21 protein-coding genes are annotated in these 21,053 nt (G+C 56.3%); 15 read left to right on the top strand and 6 right to left on the bottom strand.

Annotation, left to right across the window (positions count from 1 at the left end):
* Positions 1-596, top strand: a 596-nt coding sequence (locus RRY12_09585) for a TolC family protein (protein ID MEG2184919.1), incomplete at its 5' end; no start/stop codon positions are given.
* A gap of 38 nt (positions 597-634) precedes the next feature.
* Here RRY12_09585 and RRY12_09580 read toward each other — a convergent pair.
* Positions 635-1,540 (bottom strand): DMT family transporter, encoded by a 906-nt coding sequence (locus tag RRY12_09580; GenBank protein MEG2184918.1) that lies wholly within the window; start codon positions 1,538-1,540, stop codon positions 635-637.
* Between the two features lie 188 nt (positions 1,541-1,728).
* Here RRY12_09580 and RRY12_09575 point away from each other — a divergent pair, with 188 nt between their 5' ends.
* The 3 genes from RRY12_09575 (at position 1,729) to mnmA (ending at position 5,384) form a co-directional block, all read left to right on the top strand.
* The gene (locus RRY12_09575; protein ID MEG2184917.1) at positions 1,729-3,651 is read left to right on the top strand and encodes a diguanylate cyclase; all 1,923 of its coding nucleotides are present in this window, start codon (positions 1,729-1,731) and stop codon (positions 3,649-3,651) included.
* A gap of 62 nt (positions 3,652-3,713) precedes the next feature.
* Positions 3,714-4,301 carry a hydrolase gene (locus RRY12_09570; protein MEG2184916.1) on the top strand — a complete coding sequence of 196 codons (588 nt, stop codon included), beginning with the start codon at positions 3,714-3,716 and terminating at the stop codon, positions 4,299-4,301.
* Positions 4,302-4,325: 24 nt separating this feature from the next.
* Positions 4,326-5,384 carry a tRNA 2-thiouridine(34) synthase MnmA gene (mnmA, locus tag RRY12_09565; protein ID MEG2184915.1) on the top strand — a complete coding sequence of 353 codons (1,059 nt, stop codon included), beginning with the start codon at positions 4,326-4,328 and terminating at the stop codon, positions 5,382-5,384.
* Between the two features lie 21 nt (positions 5,385-5,405).
* On the opposite strand, the gene RRY12_09560 is transcribed toward mnmA, so the two are convergent.
* The 3 genes from RRY12_09560 to RRY12_09550 all read right to left on the bottom strand — a co-directional run bounded on the left by RRY12_09560 (position 5,406) and on the right by RRY12_09550 (position 8,355).
* Entirely contained in the window at positions 5,406-6,398 is a 993-nt protein-coding gene (locus RRY12_09560; protein ID MEG2184914.1) for a Fic family protein, read from the bottom strand.
* Between the two features lie 76 nt (positions 6,399-6,474).
* Complete coding sequence (gene galE, locus RRY12_09555; protein ID MEG2184913.1) at positions 6,475-7,464, bottom strand: UDP-glucose 4-epimerase GalE; 990 nt, start codon at positions 7,462-7,464, stop codon at positions 6,475-6,477.
* A 114-nt stretch (positions 7,465-7,578) separates the two neighbouring features.
* Positions 7,579-8,355 (bottom strand): MetQ/NlpA family ABC transporter substrate-binding protein, encoded by a 777-nt coding sequence (locus RRY12_09550; GenBank protein MEG2184912.1) that lies wholly within the window; start codon positions 8,353-8,355, stop codon positions 7,579-7,581.
* Between the two features lie 427 nt (positions 8,356-8,782).
* Between RRY12_09550 and RRY12_09545 the strand changes: the two genes are divergently transcribed.
* The 5 genes from RRY12_09545 to RRY12_09525 all read left to right on the top strand — a co-directional run bounded on the left by RRY12_09545 (position 8,783) and on the right by RRY12_09525 (position 14,054).
* Positions 8,783-9,346, top strand: a complete 564-nt coding sequence (locus RRY12_09545; protein ID MEG2184911.1) for a biotin transporter BioY — start codon at positions 8,783-8,785, stop codon at positions 9,344-9,346.
* Positions 9,333-10,301: a biotin synthase BioB gene (gene bioB / locus RRY12_09540; GenBank protein ID MEG2184910.1), complete on the top strand. Its 969-nt coding sequence runs from the start codon at positions 9,333-9,335 to the stop codon at positions 10,299-10,301. Before RRY12_09545 ends, bioB begins: the two co-directional genes overlap by 14 nt.
* Positions 10,294-10,977 (top strand): dethiobiotin synthase, encoded by a 684-nt coding sequence (bioD, locus tag RRY12_09535; protein MEG2184909.1) that lies wholly within the window; start codon positions 10,294-10,296, stop codon positions 10,975-10,977. Before bioB ends, bioD begins: the two co-directional genes overlap by 8 nt.
* Positions 10,978-10,988: 11 nt before the next feature.
* Complete coding sequence (bioA, locus tag RRY12_09530; protein ID MEG2184908.1) at positions 10,989-12,329, top strand: adenosylmethionine--8-amino-7-oxononanoate transaminase; 1,341 nt, start codon at positions 10,989-10,991, stop codon at positions 12,327-12,329.
* A gap of 114 nt (positions 12,330-12,443) precedes the next feature.
* Positions 12,444-14,054, top strand: a complete 1,611-nt coding sequence (locus RRY12_09525) for a gamma-glutamyltransferase family protein (protein MEG2184907.1) — start codon at positions 12,444-12,446, stop codon at positions 14,052-14,054.
* Here RRY12_09525 and RRY12_09520 read toward each other — a convergent pair.
* On the bottom strand, positions 14,051-14,491 hold the full coding sequence (locus tag RRY12_09520; protein MEG2184906.1) for a DUF188 domain-containing protein: 441 nt from the start codon (positions 14,489-14,491) through the stop codon (positions 14,051-14,053). The genes RRY12_09525 and RRY12_09520 overlap by 4 nt on opposite strands.
* 2 nt (positions 14,492-14,493) lie before the next feature.
* Positions 14,494-14,862 (bottom strand): hypothetical protein, encoded by a 369-nt coding sequence (locus RRY12_09515; protein ID MEG2184905.1) that lies wholly within the window; start codon positions 14,860-14,862, stop codon positions 14,494-14,496.
* A gap of 86 nt (positions 14,863-14,948) precedes the next feature.
* Between RRY12_09515 and yfcE the strand changes: the two genes are divergently transcribed.
* The 6 genes from yfcE (at position 14,949) to RRY12_09485 (ending at position 20,997) form a co-directional block, all read left to right on the top strand.
* Positions 14,949-15,521, top strand: coding sequence for a phosphodiesterase (gene yfcE / locus RRY12_09510; protein ID MEG2184904.1), 573 nt, complete (start codon positions 14,949-14,951; stop codon positions 15,519-15,521).
* 22 nt (positions 15,522-15,543) lie between these two features.
* Complete coding sequence (locus RRY12_09505) at positions 15,544-16,350, top strand: GAF domain-containing protein (protein ID MEG2184903.1); 807 nt, start codon at positions 15,544-15,546, stop codon at positions 16,348-16,350.
* The gene (locus RRY12_09500; GenBank protein MEG2184902.1) at positions 16,350-17,174 is read left to right on the top strand and encodes a PHP domain-containing protein; all 825 of its coding nucleotides are present in this window, start codon (positions 16,350-16,352) and stop codon (positions 17,172-17,174) included. Before RRY12_09505 ends, RRY12_09500 begins: the two co-directional genes overlap by 1 nt.
* 73 nt (positions 17,175-17,247) lie before the next feature.
* Complete coding sequence (locus tag RRY12_09495) at positions 17,248-18,282, top strand: GntG family PLP-dependent aldolase (protein MEG2184901.1); 1,035 nt, start codon at positions 17,248-17,250, stop codon at positions 18,280-18,282.
* Entirely contained in the window at positions 18,282-19,643 is a 1,362-nt protein-coding gene (locus RRY12_09490; protein ID MEG2184900.1) for a TldD/PmbA family protein, read from the top strand. The genes RRY12_09495 and RRY12_09490 overlap by 1 nt, the downstream gene beginning before the upstream one ends.
* A complete protein-coding gene (locus RRY12_09485) occupies positions 19,621-20,997 on the top strand; it encodes an N-acetylmuramoyl-L-alanine amidase (GenBank protein ID MEG2184899.1) in 1,377 nt (458 codons plus the stop codon). Before RRY12_09490 ends, RRY12_09485 begins: the two co-directional genes overlap by 23 nt.
* The last annotated feature ends 56 nt before the right edge of the window (positions 20,998-21,053 follow it).

Genomic DNA, 21,053 nt, shown 5'->3' with positions numbered 1-21,053 from the left:
TTGCCGACGATGCCGGCTTTGACGTGAATACGGCCGGCGCGGACGTAGAGACCGCCTTTGAACGCCGGCAGGAACTTCGCGTCTACGCGCTGCTTGCAAAACAGGCTGAAAAGCTGGCGCGCGCGGCAAAGGGGCAAACGCTTCCGCAGGTGATAGGCTCCATAGGCTATGTGGCGGCCGACGATAAATTTTTTCCAACGGAGCAAAGCGAGCCGATAGCGGCTCTCGGCGCCTACTGGAACCTCTACGACGGCGGCGAAATGCGCGCGAAGACGGCTGAGGCCAAGGCAAAGGCTCAGGAGATGCTTTTTCTGCTTGAAGATATGAAAAACGGGATACGCATGGAAGTGACGCAGGCGGAGCTTAACATCCGCTCAGCGCAGAGCCGTCTTGAAACGGCGAGGAGGCAGCTCGCGTCGTCGCGCGAGGACTACCGCATCGCAGTGCGCCGCTACGACGAAAAGGTCGGCACGAACCTGGATACGCTGGACGCGCGCCTTGCGCTGACGGACAGCATGAGCGAAGTGATAAACGCCGTCTACGACATAAAAACCGCCGAAGCGGACCTCATCTACGCGGTCGGCGAACGGCGGTAAGCAGGGCAAATATAGCAATCAGTGATCAATAAGGTACTTTATACAGAAACGTCCTTCGTCTGTTGGGGACGTTTCTTTGTTAGAAGAGGCAGCGCTTCGACCGCAAGAACTCCGGCCATTATGAGCGAGGAGGCTATAAATATCCTCCACGTCATCGGCTCGCCTATGAAGATGACTCCGATGAGGCTCCCAAAGACGCCGGAGGTCGAAAGCAGTATCGCCGTGTGCGTTGATGTAGTGTATTTTTGCGCCGCCGTTTGAAGCACCAGCGTAAGCGCAAAGCCGATGGTCCCAGCGTATACTATCGCAGCCCAAACGGCGAAAGAAAGGTTTACGGGAAAAGGCTCAAAAAAGAGCGCGGCAACCGATGTGAAAATCAGGCAACCCGCCGCCTGCCAGCATGAAAGTCCGAGCGGATCTGAGTCCTTCACAAACCGCTGAACGAGCATTATATAGAAGCTGACGAAGCACATGGCAAGAAAAGAAAGCGCGTCCCCGGTGTTGACAGACATGTTGCCGTCAAGCACCAGCCCAGCCATTCCAAGGCAGCAGAGGACGACGGCCGCTATCACGTGCCATCCAGGAAATTTTCGCGTAAGCACCCACACAGTGAGAGGCACAAAGACTACGGACATTGAGATTATAAAAGACTGATTGCCGGCTGTGGTGTACAAAAGCCCGACCGCGCCCGCAAGATAGGCGAAGCTGAAAGCGGCGCCCGTGAAGACGCCTGAGAGCCGCTGTTTGGGTGACATGGCAAAGGCCCTGCGTCCGAAAAGCAGCATCATGGCCGCCGCCGCCGTCATAAAGCGCAGCGCGCAGAACCAAAACGGCGTGATGCCGGAGAGCGCGTCGCGCATCACAACATTGGTGGCTCCCCATATAAGCGCCACCATCAAAATTGCGATGTCGCCCATGATCATTTTGCTGTTTATATTTTTCATACAGACTCTCCTCTCAATACCATGAGGCTAATATATCACATAAAATGCTTAAAGGTTCAGCATATCCTAAATATAATTAGGGTATTGGTTAAAGGCCGTCCAGAGTTTATAATATGCCGCAAATTAACTGACAATTTTTCAAAGTTGGGATTTAAAGTCCAGAATGTAGAAGAGAGGTGTCCTGACCAATGTTTCATATACCGTTTCAAAAAAGATTTACAATACTATATATACCATGCGCGCTGAGCCTGCTTGGTTTTTTATGCGTCATCGCGGTGAGCGCGGTGCTTGCTCGCAGAACTGTCGACCAGGCCTATTCTTCTCTTATGTTTTCCGCAAAGGAACAGCAGAGCGTCTTCAATGTCGCGCTTAAGGGGCAGCGCCGCGTCCTGCGAACGCTTGCCGTGGGAGCGGCAAAGGAGATAGAGGCTGGAAGCTCCCCTAAAGAGGTATTAAGGTATATGGAGCTTCCGCCGGGCGCCTTTGACTTCACTAATATAGGAATTGTCGGCGCTGACGGCAAAGGATACCTCAGCAGCGGCAAAACCATAGATATATCACACCGCGATTATTTTATAAACGGCATGCTTGGACGCTCCTCCTTTATCAAAGTTGAAAGCGGCATAGTAAAGCGCGCGCCACGGTTTATAATAGCGGCTCCCCTTACCTATAAACAAAAAACTGTCGGCATAATATTCGGCAGCTTCTCAAACGACGCCTTCAAGCGCGTCGTGTGCCTGAGCCTGCTGCAGCACGACACCTACTCCTTTATAGTGGACGGCGCTGGCGGAGTGCTGCTTGACAGCGACAGCAGATTTTTCCTCCTGGGAAGAAACGAAAGCGCAAGAGCGCTCTTTAAAAATAATTTTCTAAGCTTGCTTGGCGGAAGCAAACTCGATGACGGCAAGACGCTTGTATCCGTAAAAAACGATTTTGCGTCAGAGCGCGGCGGCATCGTTGGCTATTCATACAGCGGCCATAGACGGTACGCCGCCTATATGCCGCTTGGCGTCAACAACTGGTTTCTCGTAAACGTCGTCTCCGCACACTCCATAGAAAAAGGCATAAAGAATACACTTTTGCTCATAGCCGCCATAATAGCCGTCATCCTCCTCTGCGCGCTGCTTTTGATAATTTTTATATATCTGTTCAACGCAAAAAAGAACCAAGAGTTGATGGAAGAAAAGGAGCAGCTTAGACAAAGCGAGGAACTCTACCGCATAGTGGAGGGTTTTTCCGAGGCTGTGATCTTTGAGGTCAATATGCAAAACGGTGAGATACGCTTCAACCGGAATTTCGCGGAGAAATTCGGCTACGAGCCGCGGCTCCATAATATCAATGAAATCGCGCAGTTTGGCAAAAGCCTGGTGAATCCGGAGGATTTTGAGCAGCTTATGAAAATCGTAGACGGCATAAAATCTCCTGACGGGGAAAACTGCGTTGAGTTCAGGCTGCGTCACTCTACGAGCGGTGAAAATTGGATGAGGCTGGAATTTACGAAGATACTTGACTCAAATAAAACGGTGCGGCGCGTCGTTGGAAGAATGGTGAACGTCGACGGTCAAAAGAAAAACATAGCGGAACTTCAGACTAAGGCGGAAAGCGATTCTCTGACGGGGCTTCTCAATCACAGGGCCGCGGCGGACCGCATCTCGGAATTTCTGCTTGACCGCGAATCGGACGGCATGTGCGCGCTGTTTGTTATCGACATTGACTATTTTAAAGAGATAAACGATAAGTTCGGCCATTTTGAGGGAGACTTGGTGCTTGATTCCGCCGCGAAAATCATGAAAGAGCTTTTTCGCGCCTCAGACGTAGTGGGACGCATCGGCGGAGACGAATTTATCGTGCTGATGAAGAACCTGCCGGCAAAAGAGACGGCGCGCGCAAAAGCGGAGGCTCTCTGCAGGCGGGTCCGCGCCATACGCTCCTCAGACGGACGAAGGCTCGGCATAACGGTGAGCGCGGGCGTCGCCTTTTCGCACGCGGGAGCCGGCTTTGAGCAGCTCTACAAAGAGGCGGACGCCGCGCTTTACGAGGCAAAAAAATCGGGCCGCGACGCCTGCCGCCTCTATTCGTCGGAGGAAGAGGAGGCTGGCGCGCCTAATTAAGGCTTTGCACGCATCGCCTGCTGGATATATAATTTAACGCAGTAAATTATGGAGGGATAATCATGGAAAGATGTATGACAAGAGATGCCGCGCTTGCGCTGCTTAAGAAATACAATAAAGAGGAGTTCCACCTTCTGCACGCGCTCACGGTCGAGGGTGTTATGAGATGGTATGCAAACGACGCCGGTTTCGCGGACGAAGCGGATTACTGGGCGACGGTGGGCCTTCTGCACGACATAGATTTTGAGCTCTACCCCGATCAGCACTGCAAAAAAGCGCCGGAATTGCTGGCTTGCGGCGGTGCGGACGAGGCAATGATCCGTTCGATATGCAGCCACGGGTACGGCCTCTGCTCTGACGTGAAGCCGGAGCATCTGATGGAAAAAATCCTCTTTGCCGCAGACGAACTGACAGGGCTGATAGGAGCCGCTGCGCTGATGCGTCCATCTAAGAGCGTGCAGGACATGGAGCTGAAAAGCCTTAAAAAGAAATACAAGGATAAAAAGTTTGCCGCCGGATGCTCTCGCGACGTAATAACGCAGGGCGCAGAGGCGCTTGGATGGGAGCTCGACGCTTTGCTGGAAAAGACGCTTGAGGCCATGCGTTCATGCGAGGAAAGCGTCGCCGCGGAGCTTGAAACTATAAAATAGATGAATAACAGGGCGCTTATTGCAATGAGCGGCGGGGTGGACAGCTCCGTCGCCGCTTTTTTAGTAAAGCAGCGCGGATACGACTGCGCGGGAGCCACGATGAAGCTCTTCACAAACGAGGAGATAGGCGTCTTGGGTGAAAGCCGCTGCTGCTCGCTGGACGACGTGGAAGATGCGCGCAGCGTCGCAAACCGCCTCAATATCCCTTATTACGTCTTTAATTTTTCGGATAATTTCAGGCGCGATGTCATAGAGCGTTTCGTAGACGCCTACGAGCGCGGCGAGACGCCGAACCCTTGCATCGACTGCAACAGGTTTCTTAAGTTTGAAAAGTTTTTCATTCGTTCGTGTGAAATGGAGATAGATCATATCGTCACCGGCCATTATGCCGTAATAGAGCGCGACGCGGCTTCCGGCCGCTGGCTGCTCAAAAAGGGCGCGGACGAAAACAAGGACCAGAGCTACGTGCTCTATTCTCTCACGCAGCGTCAGCTTGAACATACGCTGCTGCCGCTTGGCGCGATGAAAAAAAGCGAAGTACGCGAGATAGCCGCTGCAAACGGCTTCATAAACGCGAAAAAAAGCGAGAGCCAGGATATCTGCTTCGTGCCGGACGGCGATTACGCCTCCTTCATCGAACGCTACACGGGACGCGCGCTTGAACCGGGGCGTTTTGTCGACAAAGCGGGACATACGGTCGGAGAGCACAAGGGCTTTGTGAAATATACGATAGGGCAGCGGCGCGGTCTGGGCCTTTCACTGCGCGAGCCGCTCTACGTCTGCGCAAAATGCCGCGCGGACAACACGGTGGTGCTTGGGCCGCAGGAGGAACTTTTCTCAAAGAGCCTGGAAGCGTCAGGGCTGAACCTTATCGCCTGCCGTGAGATTTCCTCTCCGCTGCGCGTGAAGGCAAAAGTGCGCTACAAACAGAAAGAGCAGTGGGCGACGGCGGAGCAGACGGACGAGGGACGGCTGTGCCTTGTCTTCGACGAGCCGCAGCGCGCTGTGACGCCGGGGCAGGCCGTAGTCATGTACGACGGAGATACCGTAGTAGGCGGCGCAGTTATAGAAAGCGCGAAGTAATATAAAAACTTTTTTGCGGCGTCAGCGGACGACCCAGACGCCGTTCTTGTTTGCGCCGACCCGCATTATCAGGCCGTTTTTTTTCAGCGACGCAAAGAGCCTCTCCGCGTGCCTCTGTGTGACGGAGAGGCGCGCCGCAAGTTCTTTTGCCGTGATTTTAGGATTGTCTATAATAAGATAGAGCGCCTTTTCCTCGGTTGTACCGACAATTGTACCGACTTTTCTCCCGACATTAGAATGGCCGCCGCTGGAAACCCGGTTTGTCGGTTTACCCTTCAAAGAATCGAGTATCGCTTCAAGCATAAATTCTACAAATATCCCGGAGTCTGAGGCGGCGGTGCTTTCGTTGATGGCGTCGTAATATTCAAATTGCCGTTCGTATACGAGGTTTTCAATCGGAACGTGCGCGAAGAGGGGATTTTCCACTGAAAGCAGCAGCGTCTGCCACAGACGCCCCGTTCTGCCGTTGCCGTCGCTGAACGGGTGGATGAACTCAAACTCATAGTGGAAAACGGAGCTGCGTATGAGCATGTGGTCGTCCGCGCGGCGCGTCCATTCGATGAGGTCGTCAAGCTGCCCGCTTACGAGGTTTGCGGGAGGCGCGATATGGACGGCGCGCTCTCCGGCAAAAACGCCGACGCTGCCGCGGCGAAGGCGCCCCGCGTCCTCCGTGAGGCCTGACATGAGGCTTTCATGCGCTTTCAGCAGATCTTTTTTTGAGAAAGGTTCAAGCGAGGGCAGCAGGTCATAGGCTCTGACCGCGTTCTGCACCTCGCGTATCTCTCTCGCCGGCCCCAGCACCCTGCGGCCGTTTATGATGTCGCTCACCTGAGCTTCGGAAAGAGTGTTGCCCTCTATCGCAAGGGAGCCGCATATACTGCGTATCCTGTTTACTCTGCGAAGCAGAAGTTCGTCTTCGAGCTCCATGCGAAGCGCGAAATGTTCAAGTTGCGCGCTGATAGCAGCGACAAGGTTGATGCTCCTGCTTGTTACTTTGAATATCGGAGAATACATCGCGGTCACCTCTTAGGACATGTCGGTATATATTATAACCGACATGTCCTAAATACGGCGTGCGTTCTGAAAGTTTTTAAAGCCCTTTTTCAAATCTCCATGAATCGCGGCACATGTCGTCCACAGTGCGCTTTGCGCTCCAGCCCAGTTCACGCTCCGCCTTCTGTGCGTTTGCGTAGCATGTGGCAATGTCTCCCGCGCGGCGCGGCGTCACAGTGTACGGTATCTTTATTCCGTTGACGCGCTCAAAGCTGTGCAGCAGCTCCAGCACCGACGTGCCGCGGCCTGTGCCCAAGTTGTAGACGCACACGCCGTCGCTCATTTTTTCAAGCGCCGCTACGTGCCCTTCCGCAAGGTCCATGACGTGTATGTAGTCGCGGACGCCGGTTCCGTCGGGCGTGGGGTAGTCGTCGCCGAAGACGCGCAGCTCCGGCAGCTGCCCCTTTGCGACCTTTGTGATGTATGGCATGAGGTTGTTAGGTATTCCGTTCGGAGCCTCGCCGATCAGGCCGCTTTTGTGCGCTCCGATGGGGTTGAAGTATCTCAGAAGCGCCACGCAAAGGCTTGGGTGCGCGTGCGATGCGTCGGTGAGTATCCGCTCGCTTATCACCTTCGTTTCGCCGTACGGGTTGGTCGCAGGCAAAAGCGGCATAGTCTCAACGAAGGGAGCCTTGTTGTCGCCGTAGACCGTAGCGGACGAAGAAAAGACAAAGCGCGGCACGCCGTATTTAACGCAGGCGCGCGCAAGCTCGATGGTGCTCACCAGATTGTTGTAATAATACTGAAGGGGTTTTTCGACAGACTCGCCCACCGCCTTGAATCCCGCAAAATGGATCACGCCGTCAAGGCTGTTCTCGCAAAAGATGCGCTCTACCGCCTCCGGCTTTGTGACGTCGGCTTCGTAAAAGACAAAATCGCGTCCAGTTATTTTTTTGATATTATCAAGCGTCTCAGGTTTGCTGTTGGAAAAATCGTCCGCAATGACTACGGAATGTCCTGCGTCAAGCAGCGCCGCGCAGGTATGAGAGCCGATAAATCCGGCGCCGCCCGTAACGAGAATGTTCATGGTATGCCTCCGATAAAATATATTTTAAGCCGACCTAAGAATAGCATAACGCGCCCTGATTACGAAAGGGCGCGTTGTGCTGATATCAAATGCGAAAATATAGTGAGACGAAAGCTAGAACGAAGCGATGACGCCCTTTGATGCGAGCTTTTCTTTGATGAACTTCTTGACCTCAGGGGAGTTGAGCGCCTTTGCTAGGGCTTTGATCGGCGCCGAATTTTTGTCGCCGCTGCGGCAGGCGAGCACCACCGCGTAAGGGGAATCTTTGGATTCGAGCGCCAGCGCCTCTTTAGTTGGGTCGAGGCCAGCGTCCACCGCGAAATTCATGTTTATGACCGAAATCGTGGTGTCCGGCAATGTGCGCGGAAGCTGGGGAGCTTCAAGCTCGATTATTTTAAGGTTTTTTGGGTTGCTGGTGATGTCGCGCGCGGTCAGCTTGTTCCCTGGCTTCATCTTGAGCAGGCCTTCGCGTTCAAGCAGCTTATAGGCGCGAAACCCGTTTGTAGGGTCGCTCGGCACCGCGACAACCGCGCCGTTTTTAACCTCTTTGAGCGACTTTATCTTATGCGAGTATATGCCGATCGGCAGAAGATGAACTTTGACAAGCGGAACGATATCCAGCTTCTTTTCCGTCCTCATGTTTTCAAGATAGGGGATGTGCTGGAAAAAGTTCGCGTCGAGGCTCTTGTCTGCAAGCGCCAGATTTGGCTGGATGAAATCGGTGAACTCCTTGATGACGAGTTCGTACCCTTGTTTTGCAAGCACCGTCTTCGCAACCTCTGCGATCTCTTTAGCGGGGAACGGCGTCACGCCGAGCACTATTTTTTCGGCGGCAAAGCCCTGTGAAACGAATACCAAAACCAACGCAAACGCAAAAATTAACTTTCTCATAATAAAACCTCCAGATTTTTATAATTTGCCGTTGCAATTTAACGATACTCAAAACCCTGAAATAAAAACCGTCCTCCCCTCAAAATAAAAAAAAGACCGGAAAGAGCGCCGCGCTCCTCCCGGTCAATAAATGACAGCGATAGACTACGCCGCCTTATCGAAGGGAGAGCCGCGCATCACGCACATCATCATGTACATTATTGAGTGATCCTTTACAAACATGAGCCTCTCTCCTTCCTTAGCCGCGTATTGCGAAAGATTGTACACGCAAGTTTCATGTCGTGTCAATAGTGTCGTAAAAAATCGCCAAGAAAAAATGTGAAAGCATATGTCAACTATTTTTAATATTATAGTTGACATAATCGCAAAACTGGTGATAAATTCATTTGCATGACGGCAGAGCAGAGCCGTTTGGGGAGGCATTTTGATGGAGGTAAAGGGTTTTTCGGTTCGTGAGCTTGTTTTATGCGCCTTTTTTGTGGCGCTTGCGGCGGTCGGCGCGCGTATTCGCGTGCCTGTGCCAGTCGTTCCGTTCACGCTGCAGTTTTTGTTTACGACGCTTGCCGGCTTGACGCTCGGAGCGCGCGGCGGGGCCGCGGCGGTCGGCGTCTATATATTGCTTGGGCTTGCTGGTGTGCCGGTGTTTGCTGAAGGCGGAGGCCCAGCCTATATCCTGCAGCCGACCTTCGGCTACCTTATAGGCTTTGCGGCGGGTGCGTGGATATCTGGGCGCGTTGCGTATGCCGGCACGCCGTCGTTTCGGCGCTTTCTTGTTGCGTCGTTTGCAGGGCTTGGCGCGGTGTACGGCTGCGGTATGTTTTACTGCTGGCTCGTTTCAAACTTCGTCTTAGGTACGCCGATAGCGCTTGGGCCGCTTATCTTGTATTGCTTTGTGCTTGCAGTGCCCGGCGACCTCTTACTGTGTTTTGTGAGCGCGCAAATTGCGGTGCGCGTTTTGGAAAGGAGAGCTATATTTAATGTCCGTCCTTAGTATTCTAAAAAAAGACGTCATGGATGGACGTCTGCTTTCGCGCGCGGAGGCGTTGTCGCTTGCCTGCGTGCCGCTTGATGAACTTTGCGTCGATGCGGAGGAGATACGAAGCGCCTGTTGCGGCAATACGTTTGACCTTTGCGCGATAATCAACGCAAAGAGCGGGCGGTGCTCGGAGGACTGCGCCTTCTGCGCTCAGTCGGGCCGCCATCGCGCCGCCATAAGCGAATACGAACTACTTGACGCGGAAATCATTCTTGCGACGGCGCTTGAGGCCGAGGCGGCAGGCGTGCTTCGGTTTTCGATCGTAACCTCCGGCGGCTCGCTTTCAGACGAGGAGCTTGCCTCGGTCGCGCGCGCGGTGCGCCTAATAAGGGAACGCACGAGGCTTTCCGTCTGCATCTCTTTGGGGCTGCTTACCGAGGCGCAGTACCGTCGTCTTGGCGACGCCGGCGCAAGCCGCGTTCATAATAACCTTGAAACCGGCGAAAATTATTTCCCCAAAATTTGCACCACTCATAGTTGGCATGATAAGAGAGCGGCTGTCACAGCGGCAATCGCCGCTGGGCTTTCAGTATGCAGCGGCGGCATAATCGGGCTTGGCGAGAGCATGGAAGACCGTGTGGACATGGTGCTTGCGGCGCGTGAGCTTGGTGTTGATTCTATCCCGGTCAATATTTTAAACCCTATCGCGGGAACTCCGCTTGCCGGCGCGCCAAGGCTTCCGTATGACGAGATACGCCGCACGGTTGCGATTTTTCGTTTCATACTGCCGCACGCCGCCATTCGTATGGCCGGCGGCCGCGGCCTTCTGCCCGAGGCAGGGCTTGCCTGTTTTAAATCGGGCGCGAACGCAGCGATCACTGGCGATATGCTGACAACATCGGGCATAGCCGCCGCGCGCGACATCAGAATGATTTCCGAACTGGGCTTTGAGGTGAGAAAAAATGGGTAAAGCGATATTTGTCACTGGCACAGGAACCGAGGTCGGCAAGACCTACGTTACGGCGCTTATCGTGAAAAAATTGAGCGACGCGGGGATGAACGTTGGTTATTACAAGGCGGCGCTGAGCGGAGCCGAAATTTGCGGCGGCAGGCTTGTCCCGGGAGACGCCGAATATGTTTATCGCACAGCGGGGCTAACTGGAGATCCAGCCTGCGCCGTCTCTTATATCTACAAAGAGGCGTTCTCGCCGCATCTTGCGGCGCGCGTCGCAGGCGAGCCAGTTGAAATGGCGAAGGTAAAAGAAGATTTCAACAGGCGGCTTGCTCTCTTTGACTATCTTGTCGTCGAAGGCAGCGGCGGCGTCGTGTGCCCCATCCGTTGGGACGGTGCGACCCGCATCATGCTTGAAGATATCATAAAGGAATTTGGGCTGCGTTGTCTCATCGTGGGCGACGCGGGACTTGGCGCTATAAATTCAGCCGTGCTTACGGCAAGCTACATGAAGGAACGCGGCATTGAAACGGCGGGCGTCATTCTGAACAACTGGGAGCCGGAAAACCTCATCCACGCCGATAATAAAAAAATGATTGAAGAGCTGAGCGGCGTGCCAGTCCTCTGCGAGACGGTTCGCGGCGCGCGCGTGCTGCCGCTTTCCGCTTTGGCGCTTGCCGAGCTTTTCAGATAGGAGGCTCTGTCATGAACCTTGCACAGAGAGATTTAAAACATATCTGGCATCCCTGTTCGCAGATGAAGGATTACGAGGAGCTGGCGCCGATACCGATAGAGCGCGGGCGCGGCGTCTATCTTTACGATACGGACGGAAAAGAATATATCGACATCATCAGCTCTTGGTGGTGCAATCTGCTTGGGCACTGCCATCCAGCCATAAACGCCGCGGTGAAGGAGCAGATAGACCGCCTTGAACACGTCATATTCGCAAATTTCACGCATGAACCGGCCATACGGCTTTGTGAAGAACTTGCCGAAATAGTGCCCGACGGCCTTTCAAAATTCAATTTTTCGGACAACGGCTCCGCCGCCGTGGAGTGCGCGCTAAAGATGAGTTTTCAATATCAGCTTCAATGCGGGCATTCTGCAAAAAGACGCTTCATGTCTCTCTCTGGAGGCTATCACGGAGAGACGACGGGCGCGCTTTCCGTAGGCGCTATGGACCTTTACGCAAAAGTGTACGGGCCGATGCTGATGGATACGGTGAGAATAGAGGCGCCGGACTGTTACAGATGCCGCTACGGCAAAAGGCGCGGGGAATGCGCCTGCGAGTGCGCCACAGAGGCGGAACAGAGCTTCGCTAAGTACGGCCATGAATGCTGCGCGCTCATCGTGGAGCCGCTGCTGCAGGGAAGCGCCGGGATGCGGGTATATCCGCCGCTTTATCTGAAGAAGCTGCGCGCGCTCTGCGACAGCTACGGCCTGCTGCTGATAGCGGATGAAATAGCGACGGGCTTTGGGCGCACGGGGAAAATGTTCGCCTTTGAACACGCAGGCGTCAGCCCGGACATCATGTGCCTCTCAAAGGGGCTTACCGGAGGCTATATGCCCATGTCCATCACTGTGACGACGGATAGCGTGTACGACGCCTTTTACGCCGATTACGCAAGCGGACGCGCCTTCATGCACAGCCACACCTACAGCGGCAACCCGCTTGGCTGCGCGGCGGCTCTTGCCGTGCTGCGCGTGATGCGTGAAGAGGATGTCCTTGGAACGGCCTCGAAAACGGCGGCCGTCTTGACCCGTATCCTGCGCGAAAAGTTCGCGGACCATCCGAACGTCGGCGAGATACGAAGCATAGGCCTCATAAACGCAATAGAGCTTGTAGCGGACAAAAAGACGAAAGAGCCGCTTGCCGCCGCGCGCACGGGATATCAAATATTCAAAGAGGCGCTCAAACTGGGGCTGATTTTAAGACCGCTCGGCGACGTGCTTTACTTTAACCCGCCGCTTATAATCAGCGCAAGCGAGTGCGAAAGGGCGGCCTCGCTTGCGCGGGAGGCTCTGGTAAAAATACTGCCCGCGTGAGGTGCGCGTCTTTAAATTTTTCTGCGGGCGTGGCGGCGCCCTCGCGCCTGTTCTTTTTTATGCGGATAGTGTATAAATAAAAAAGAATTTTATTCTTTGAGGTGTGGTGTTGTTATGAAATTCAACGCAGAGAAATATTCCTATCCATCGCGGCGGACGCTTGTTTACGGCGCGCGCGGCATGACGGCGACCACTCAGCCGCTCGCGGCTCAGGCCGGGCTTGAAATGCTGCGGCGCGGCGGAAACGCCGTGGACGCGGCCGTGGCCGCGGCGGCATGTCTTACCGTGGTGGAGCCGACCAGCAACGGCATCGGCGGAGACGCGTTCGCTCTGGTATGGATGAAGGGGGAGCTGCACGGCCTGAATTCAAGCGGCTTTGCGCCGGCGCTTGCGGACGCCTCCGCGCTTTCCGCGCGCGGACTGAACAAAATGCCGCTCTACGGCTGGGAGGCAGTCACAGTGCCCGGTGCGCCCGGTGCGTGGGCCGAGCTGAACGCGCGGTTTGGACGGCTGCCGCTGCAAGAGGTGCTTGCTCCCGCCGTCTATTACGCGGAGAACGGTTTTCCGGTCTCGCCGACCGTGAGCCTTCTTTGGAAAAAGGCCTTCGCGGAATTTAAAAAAAATCTGAAAGGGGCGGAGTTCGCGCCGCTCTTTGACAGTTTCACAAAAGAAGGACGCGCGCCGGAGCCGGGCGAGCTGTGGCGCAGCCCGCAGCAGGGACAGACGCTGCGCAAAATAGCCGAAAGCGGCGCGCGCTCGTTTTATGCGGGCGAACTCGCCGCCGCCATAGACGCCTACTCGCGCCAGTACGGCGGATGGCTGCGCGCGGAAGACCTTGCGGCATTCGCGCCGGAATGGGTGAAGCCTATCTGCGCCGATTACCGCGGCTACAAGGTGTGGGAGATCCCGCCTAACGGACAGGGGATCGTGGCGCTCATGGCGCTCAATATACTTAAAAAATTTGAATTGACGGGGCGCGAGTGCGCGCGCAGCTATCATCTGCAAATAGAGGCGATAAAACTCGCCTTTGCGGAGGCGGTTGCAGAAGTAGGCGACCCTAGGCGCATGAAAAAGAGCGTGGAAGCTATGATCTCTGACGAACTGGCGGCGCGGAGCGCCGCGATGCTTGACGAACGGCGCGCTGGGCTTCCGACCTCAGAACGGCAGAGCTCAGGCGGCACCGTCTATCTTGCGGCGGCGGACGACGAGGGCAACATGGTATCCATGATACAGAGCAACTATCACGGTTTCGGCTCAGGCCTTTGCGTGCCTGGGACCGGGATAACGCTGCACAACCGCGGCAACAACTTCTCGCTTGACCCGGCCTCCCCGAATTTTCTGACGCCGGGTGTTAAGCCGTATCATACGATCATCCCCGGCTTCATCACAAAGAACGAGAGGGCGGTCGGGCCGTTTGGCGTAATGGGCGCCTTCATGCAGCCGCAGGGCCATCTTCAAATGATAGTCAACATGGTGGACTTCGCGCTCAACCCGCAGGAGTCGCTTGACGCACCGCGCTGGCAGTGGCTGGACGGAAGGCGCGTCGGCCTCGAACAGGGCGTAGACAACCATATCGCGAGGGAACTTTCAGCGATGGGGCACGACATACGCATAGATCACGACAGCACCTCATACGGCCGCGGCCAGATGATACTGCGCGACGAGGGCGGCTCGCTTGTCGGGGCTACCGAGCCGCGCGCCGACGGCTGCGTAGCCGTATATTAGAGCTCTTTTTCCTCAAGCATCTTTTCGAAGTTTTCCGCAAAGCGCCGGTCGTCCTCTTTTGTCCGTTTTGCAGGGCCTTTTGTCCGGCCTCCGGCGCGGCGGAACTTCGCCTTTATCTCGCGTTCCTCAAGGACGGCGTCCATTGTCTCTTCCTTATATTCAAAGCCGGTAGGCCCAATGGCGCGCGCGCCTTTTGCAAGCACGATGGCGGCAAGCCCGATGTCCTGCGTCACAACGATGTCGCCGCGCTCCGTGAGGTTCGCCGTCTTTATATCCGCCGCCTGAGAGTCGCCGCCGACCGTGATGTGACAGTCTGACTCTATCTCGTGGCTGAAGTTGGCCACGGTCGTTACGGCCGCGCCGGCTGCGCGGCTTTTGCGCAGCACCGCCTCAAGACAGCCGCGCGGACAGGCGTCCGCGTCTACGATTACCTTCACGGCTAGCCCTTAAGGCAGCCGCATATCTCCGTATTGCCGCAGCTGCTCGGCGTCGCCGTTATCTCCGTTATCCGGATGCGGCCCTCCCTGTGCAGCGTGAGCGCAAGCGATATTATTGTGGCGGGCGTCACGCCTATCGTGGCCGCAAGCTCGTCCGGAACGAGCGCGCGTCCCGCGTCCACTTCGCTCACTATCGATTCCGAAAGACAGTTGACCCATTCCGTGAAAAGCATCTGCATCTCCGGCGTGTACGACGAAGCTAGCTGATTGGTCTTGATGACGGAATCAAAGACGCGGGCGGAGACAAGTTCGAGAGATTTTACAAGCTGCTCCATATTTTGCTGTTCAAGATTTTTTATATCTAAATTCATAGAAATTCCTCCTTAATTATCTATGCCTATAACGCTGCTCTGAATTATAATATAAACTGAGATTTTAAGAGAGGGGATAGATTGCTGTGTGCGCTGAAATAATTAATGACGCGAAGATCGGGGTGCTCTCTGACACCCACGGGAGTCTGCCGGCGTGGCGCAAGGCGCTCGCTCTTTTTGGCGGCGACGTGAAGACGGTGCTGCACGCGGGCGACGTCCTCTACCACGGACCGCGAAACACCATACCGGGCGGATATACGCCGGCCGATCTCGCCTCCGCGATAAATGATTTTGCTCGTGACGGAGGCGCTGTAAAGATAGCGCAGGGCAACTGCGACGCGCCCGTCGATAAAATGATACTTGACCCGGAGGTACTGTTTTACATCTCGCTGCTTTGGAACGATAAAAAGATTCTTATGATGCACGGCGACAACTTTCCGCTGCTTCGGCAGATGGCGCTTGACTCAAAGGCCGACCTCGCGATTTCCGGCCACACTCACGTAGGTTCGCTTGTGCGCGAGGCGGGAACGATATTTTTGAACCCCGGCTCCACCACGATACCGAAGGGCCGCGACCCTGAGAGCGCGGCGCTGCTTGACTCGGAGGGCATCCGCATCATGACTTTGGACGGAGATGAACTGCATTTTGAAAAATGGTAACAGGGATGGAGGAAATACGAGAATGCCAAGAGCGCGCGCGATCTTCCGTCCGCGCAAGTTCTGGCCCTCCGCCTTCTGGCTTGTTTTTCTTGCGGCGGGCTCCGTCTTTTCGTGCGCCTTCGGCCTGTTCGCCTTCTTCACCGCAGTGCTTGTCGCCTCGTTCATCGGCCTCAACGAATTTGGCCGGTGGAGTTATAAAAAAAATCTGATAATCTGCGCCGGAGTGTCTGTCATCGTAGCTATAGCCGGAATATTCGCGTGGACGGAGATAGTTTCGCTTTTTGTGCTCTTCTTTGCCATATCGGCCTACCTGCTCCATTTCAGAGACCGCATGGCGCGCCTCATGCCGGAGCTTGAAGGCTTCGCAAAACGGCTTGCCGCGGCGAGAAGCAGCCGCGAGGCCATCGAGAACGCATGGGAGCACATGCAGGAGATGGCGCCTGACGCGGCTATCTTCATTATGCTTGCGGATATAGCGGGCGGCCTTTACATCCCGGAACATTTTGACGCGCCGGAGCGTCTGCTCAAACGCGGCGGAGGCACGCCGTGGAAGGTGATGGCCGCTGGGCGTGCGATAAATGTGCCGCGCGTAGTCACATCGCGCGACCAGCCGCTTGACCGCGACGCGCGTTCACTCGTCTCCGTGCCTATCATAGCGCACGGCGAAAAACTCGGAGTCTTACAGCTCGAGGCCGGCACCGCCGGCGCATTTTCGGAGGAGGACACGGCGACGCTATCGCTTGCCGCCATGATACTGGCTCACGAGCTGTACATGTTTGAAATATCGGGCGCGGGCTATGACGAGCCGGAAAGTTTGGAAGAAGAATAATGCGTATGATAGATATGCACGTCCACAGCACCTGTTCTGACGGAACCTACGCGCCTGAAAGACTTGCCTCAGCCGCCGCGAAGCGCGGGCTTTCGCTGCTTGCTCTGACTGACCACGACACCACCTCGGGGCTTGCGCGGTTTATGCAGGCCTGCCGGAAGGAGGGCGTCCGCGGCCTGTGCGGCGTAGAGCTTTCGGCGGAGGCGCCTTACACGCTTCACATCCTGGGATACAGGATAAGGCCGGGGAGCGCGGCGCTTGAGGGAAGGCTTTCCGAGGTAAGGGACTGCCGCAACAACAGAAACGTCAAAATATGCGCCAACCTGCACGCGCTTGGCTTTGATATAGAAATAGACGAAGTGGAAAAAATTTCCGGCGGCGAGGTGGTGGCGCGTCCGCACATTGCGCGGCTCATGGTCCAAAAGGGCTATGTGCCGACTGTGGGTATGGCCTTCATCAAATATCTGGACAGAAACGGTGCGGCCTACGTTCCGCGCGTCAGGCTCTCGGCTGAGGAGTGCATCTCGCTCATACGAGAGGCGGGCGGCGTCGCCGTGCTCGCGCATCCCGCGCAGTGTAGGCTGAACGACGCGGCGATGGACGCGCTGCTTGCGAGGCTCAAAGCGGCGGGGCTCTGGGGGCTTGAGGCCGTGTACGGGGCCAACGCTCCCGAACTTACGATGAGCCATCTAGCGCTCGCCGCAAAATTTGGGCTATACACGACGGCCGGCTCCGATTTTCACGGAGCGAACCGTCCTGAGATAGACCTTGGCATAGCGGTCGGCGACGCGCTGCTGCCGTGGGCCAGGCTGGAAAGCCGCTGATCATGCGCGCCATCAGCGCGCGCTTACAAATTGACTGATTGTCTTATAAAAAATAATTGAGGAGGTTTTTACAATGCATAAAATAATGGATTTTAGAAGCGATACGGTTACAAGGCCAAGTGACGAAATGAGGAAGGTCATTGCCTGCGCGGAGGTCGGGGACGACATCTTCGGCGACGACCCTTCGTCGAACGCGCTTTCAAAATACGCGGCCGAGGCGACCGGCAAAGAGGCGGCGATATTCGCCTGCTCAGGAACGATGGGCAACCTGCTCGCCTTCGCCACCGCGGGAAGACACGGTGAAAGCATCCTCTGCGGCAGACGTTCGCACGTCTGGAACTCCGAGGTGGGCGGCCTATCCGCCGTCGCGGGGCTCTGTCCCTATTCGCTTGACGACGGAGACGGCGTGCCGTCCCCGGAGGACATAGCGAAGTCAAGCCGCGCGGACGGAAACATCCATCACGCCGACACGACGATACTGGCGCTTGAAAACACTCATAACTACACGGGCGGCATAGCCGTCTCTCCTGAAAAATTCGCGGCGGCGGCGCGCGAGGGCAAACGCCTCGGCTTTCATGTGCATCTTGACGGAGCGCGCCTTTTCAACGCGGCGGTCTATTACGGCGTCGACGTGCGCCTCTTTGCGGACGAAGTCGATTCCGTGCAGTTCTGCCTCTCAAAGGGCCTTGGAGCGCCTCTTGGCTCTATGCTCTGCGGCTCGCACGACTTCATTGAACGCGCGAAAAAATGGCGCAAACGTTTGGGCGGAGCGCAGCGTCAGGTGGGGATCGCGGCGGCCGCCGGCCTTTACGCGCTGAAAAACAACGTAGCGCGCCTTGCGGACGACCACGCAAACGCGAAGCTCTTCGCGGAAACGCTGAAAGCGGGCGGCGTCGCAGTTGAGAACACCCCAAATATGACAAATATGGTATTCTTCCCGCTCACGGACGGACAGCCCTCCGACGCCGACTTTGTAGCGCGCTGCGAGGCGCGCGGGCTTCTCACCGAGGCCATAGAGCCGCGCCGTGTTCGTTTTGTGACGCACATAGACATCGACCGCGACGACATTGAACGCGCGGCGGACATCGTCCTTACGGTGCTTAAATAGTGCCGGCATTCATGGAACGCGGCTGCGTAGAGGCGCTCGCCGCGCACGCTCTTTGCGCCGCTCTTAAAAAGGGCGCGTCCGGCGCGGACGTGCTCTACAGCGAGGGCAGCGGCTGCGGCCTCGCGCTGAAGGACGGAGAGATAGAGGAATGCACCTCCGGCACCTCTTCAGGGCTTGGCATAAGAACTATATTTTCAGACGGAAGACAGGGAATAGCCTACGGCAGCCGGCTGGATTCGGCCTCCGTCGATGAACTTGTAGAATGGAGCCTGCACAACGCGCGGCTCTCCGAACCTGACGAAGGCGTGCTGCTCTACGACGGGCCGCTCGTGCGCGTCGATGAGCTGGAAGAGGAAGACCCCGCCATCGCCGAGATAACGCACGCGCAGCGCATGAAGCACTGCATGGAGATGACGGAGGCGGCGCGTGCCGCGGACAAAAGGATAATCTCCGTCCGTTCCGCCTCGTGGCGCGACGGACGCGGCGCTTCGTTTTTTGCAACCTCAAAGGGGCTTGCGGGATGGGAGAGCGGTTCCAGCGCAAGCTGCGGCCTGCTCGTGCTCGCTCAGGCGGGAGACTCCACCGAAATGGGCGGTTACGGCATGGACGGAATGCGCCTATTTGAGCTGGACACGCTAAAGACCGCCGCGCGCGCCGTGCGTGATACGACGGCGGCGCTTGGCGGGCGTCCGCTCCCCACCGGCGGCTACACGATAATGATAGAGCCAGAGGCCGCCTGCGCGATAGTAGATGTGCTTGGAGGACTTTTCTGCGCCTCCGACGTCTTGCGCGGACGTTCAATGATGAAGGGGCGTCTTGGCGAAATTGTAGCCTCTTCGTGCGTCAGCCTCACAGACAACGGACGCATCCCGTGGAAGCCTGGCAGTTCGTCATGGGATTCCGAGGGAGTGCCGACGCAGAAGACGGAACTTATAAAGAACGGCGTGGCGAACGCCTTTTTATATAATCTCCAATACGCGGCAAAAGACGGAACAAAATCGACTGGCAACTGCGCGCGCGGAATGTCGTCGCTGCCGGACGTAGGCGTGACGAACCTCATACTTGAGCCGGGCGCGGAGAGCGAAAGCCAGCTTATGAGCCGCGTCAAAAACGGCATGTACGTGACGGAGTTCATGGGCCTTCACACGATAGACCCGATAAGCGGGGATTTTTCGATAGGAGCGAAGGGGCTGCGCATCGAAAACGGCGAGCTGACCACTCCGGTGAGCGGCGTCACAATGGCCTCGAACCTGCTTCTGTTTATAAAAAATATTACGGCGGCGGCCTCGGAGCTGAAATTTTCAGGTTCTACGGCCTCTCCCGCGTTGGTGGTGGAAAATGTTGTCATTGCGGGTAATTAATAAAGCCGCAAGGCTAGCGGTGCTGCTGCTTGCTTTGTGCGCCGTCTTTGCCGCCTCGTCCGCCTGCGCCGCGGATACGCTTTCTTTGTGGAACGGCGAGGTAAAAAAAGGCGACATCTTGGTGCGTAAAAACGGAGCCGTCCAAGAGGCAGCCTTCGATCAGGTGGCCTCCGCGCTTGGACTTCTTTCAAAAGAGGTCCCCGGAACATTCGCCATAACGCTGGACGGCAAAAAGATAGAGGTCTGGAACGCCTCTAACGTCGTGAGAGCCTCCGGTACGATAATAAGCTCTCCCGTGCCGATAAGCGCAGCGGACGGCCACTGGTGGGTGGAAAGCGCGGCGGTAACTCAGGCGCTCAACCTTTTCTTCGCCTCACTGGGACGGCCCGCGGCCTTTGAATGGAAGGCGTCGTCATCGGATGGCGCCGCCGCGCAGCAGCAAGCGGCGCAGGAGACGCAAACGCCGCCAAGGCCTACGGTCCAGCTTCCGCCTCAGCAGCCTGCGCCAGTCGTCCAACCGGCCCAGCCGCCCGCGCAGGTAATCGCGCAGCAGACGCCTAAATCTAATGATGTCGTAAAAGTGGCGCCTCCCGCTGAAGAAAAAGAGACCTCAATGCCGCAGCAGCCGATAATGGCCGCGTTTACCGGAAAAGAACGTCCCGTCGTCGTGGTTGACGCGGGGCACGGCGGACATGACCCGGGAGCGGGCGCAAACAACCTGCGCGAAAAGGACATCAACCTCAAGGCCGCGCTGCAGCTTGGCGAGATACTGCGCCAGTACGGAATAGACGTAAGGCTCTCCCGAAAGACCGACGTCTATCTGAAACTGGCCGAACGCACCGCCTTTGCGAACCAGAACGACGCCGACGTCTTTTTGAGCCTGCACTGCAACGCGATGGGCAAAGGCGGCTCAAATATCTCTGGGCTTGAATACTACATCATGGCCTCCCCGTCGGACCGCGACGCGCTGAACCTGGCCATTGCTGAAAACAAGGAAATCTCCGTCGGCATGGACACGGCTAAAGACGCGCAGCGCGCGGATAAAAAGACGCAGCTTCTGCTTAAGATACTGGGCGACATGCAGCAGAACGATAAAATAAACGAAAGCACGACGCTCACCGAAGTGCTGCACAAAGCGGGGAAAGCGGCGGGGCTTCCGATACGCAAGGTCAAGCAGGCGCCTTTCTTCGTGCTGCGCGGCGCGGCAATGCCCGCCGTCCTCGTTGAAATGGGCTACATAACGAACGCCGCCGAGGCGCGCAAGCTCAACTCGGCCTCGTACCGCGAGGTGATGCTGCGCAGCGTAGCACAAGGCGTCGTCCAGTACATAAAAGAACACAGGGTAAACAAGTAAAGGCGGCGGAGCTTGACTATAAGCGCCGCATTTGCAACAATAGCGCAATACACGCG

Origin of the sequence: Cloacibacillus sp. (assembly GCA_036655895.1) — a bacterium.
Lineage (GTDB): Bacteria > Synergistota > Synergistia > Synergistales > Synergistaceae > JAVVPF01.
Note: the sequence above shows the minus strand (reverse complement) of the source record. Positions and strands in the feature narration are given on the sequence as shown.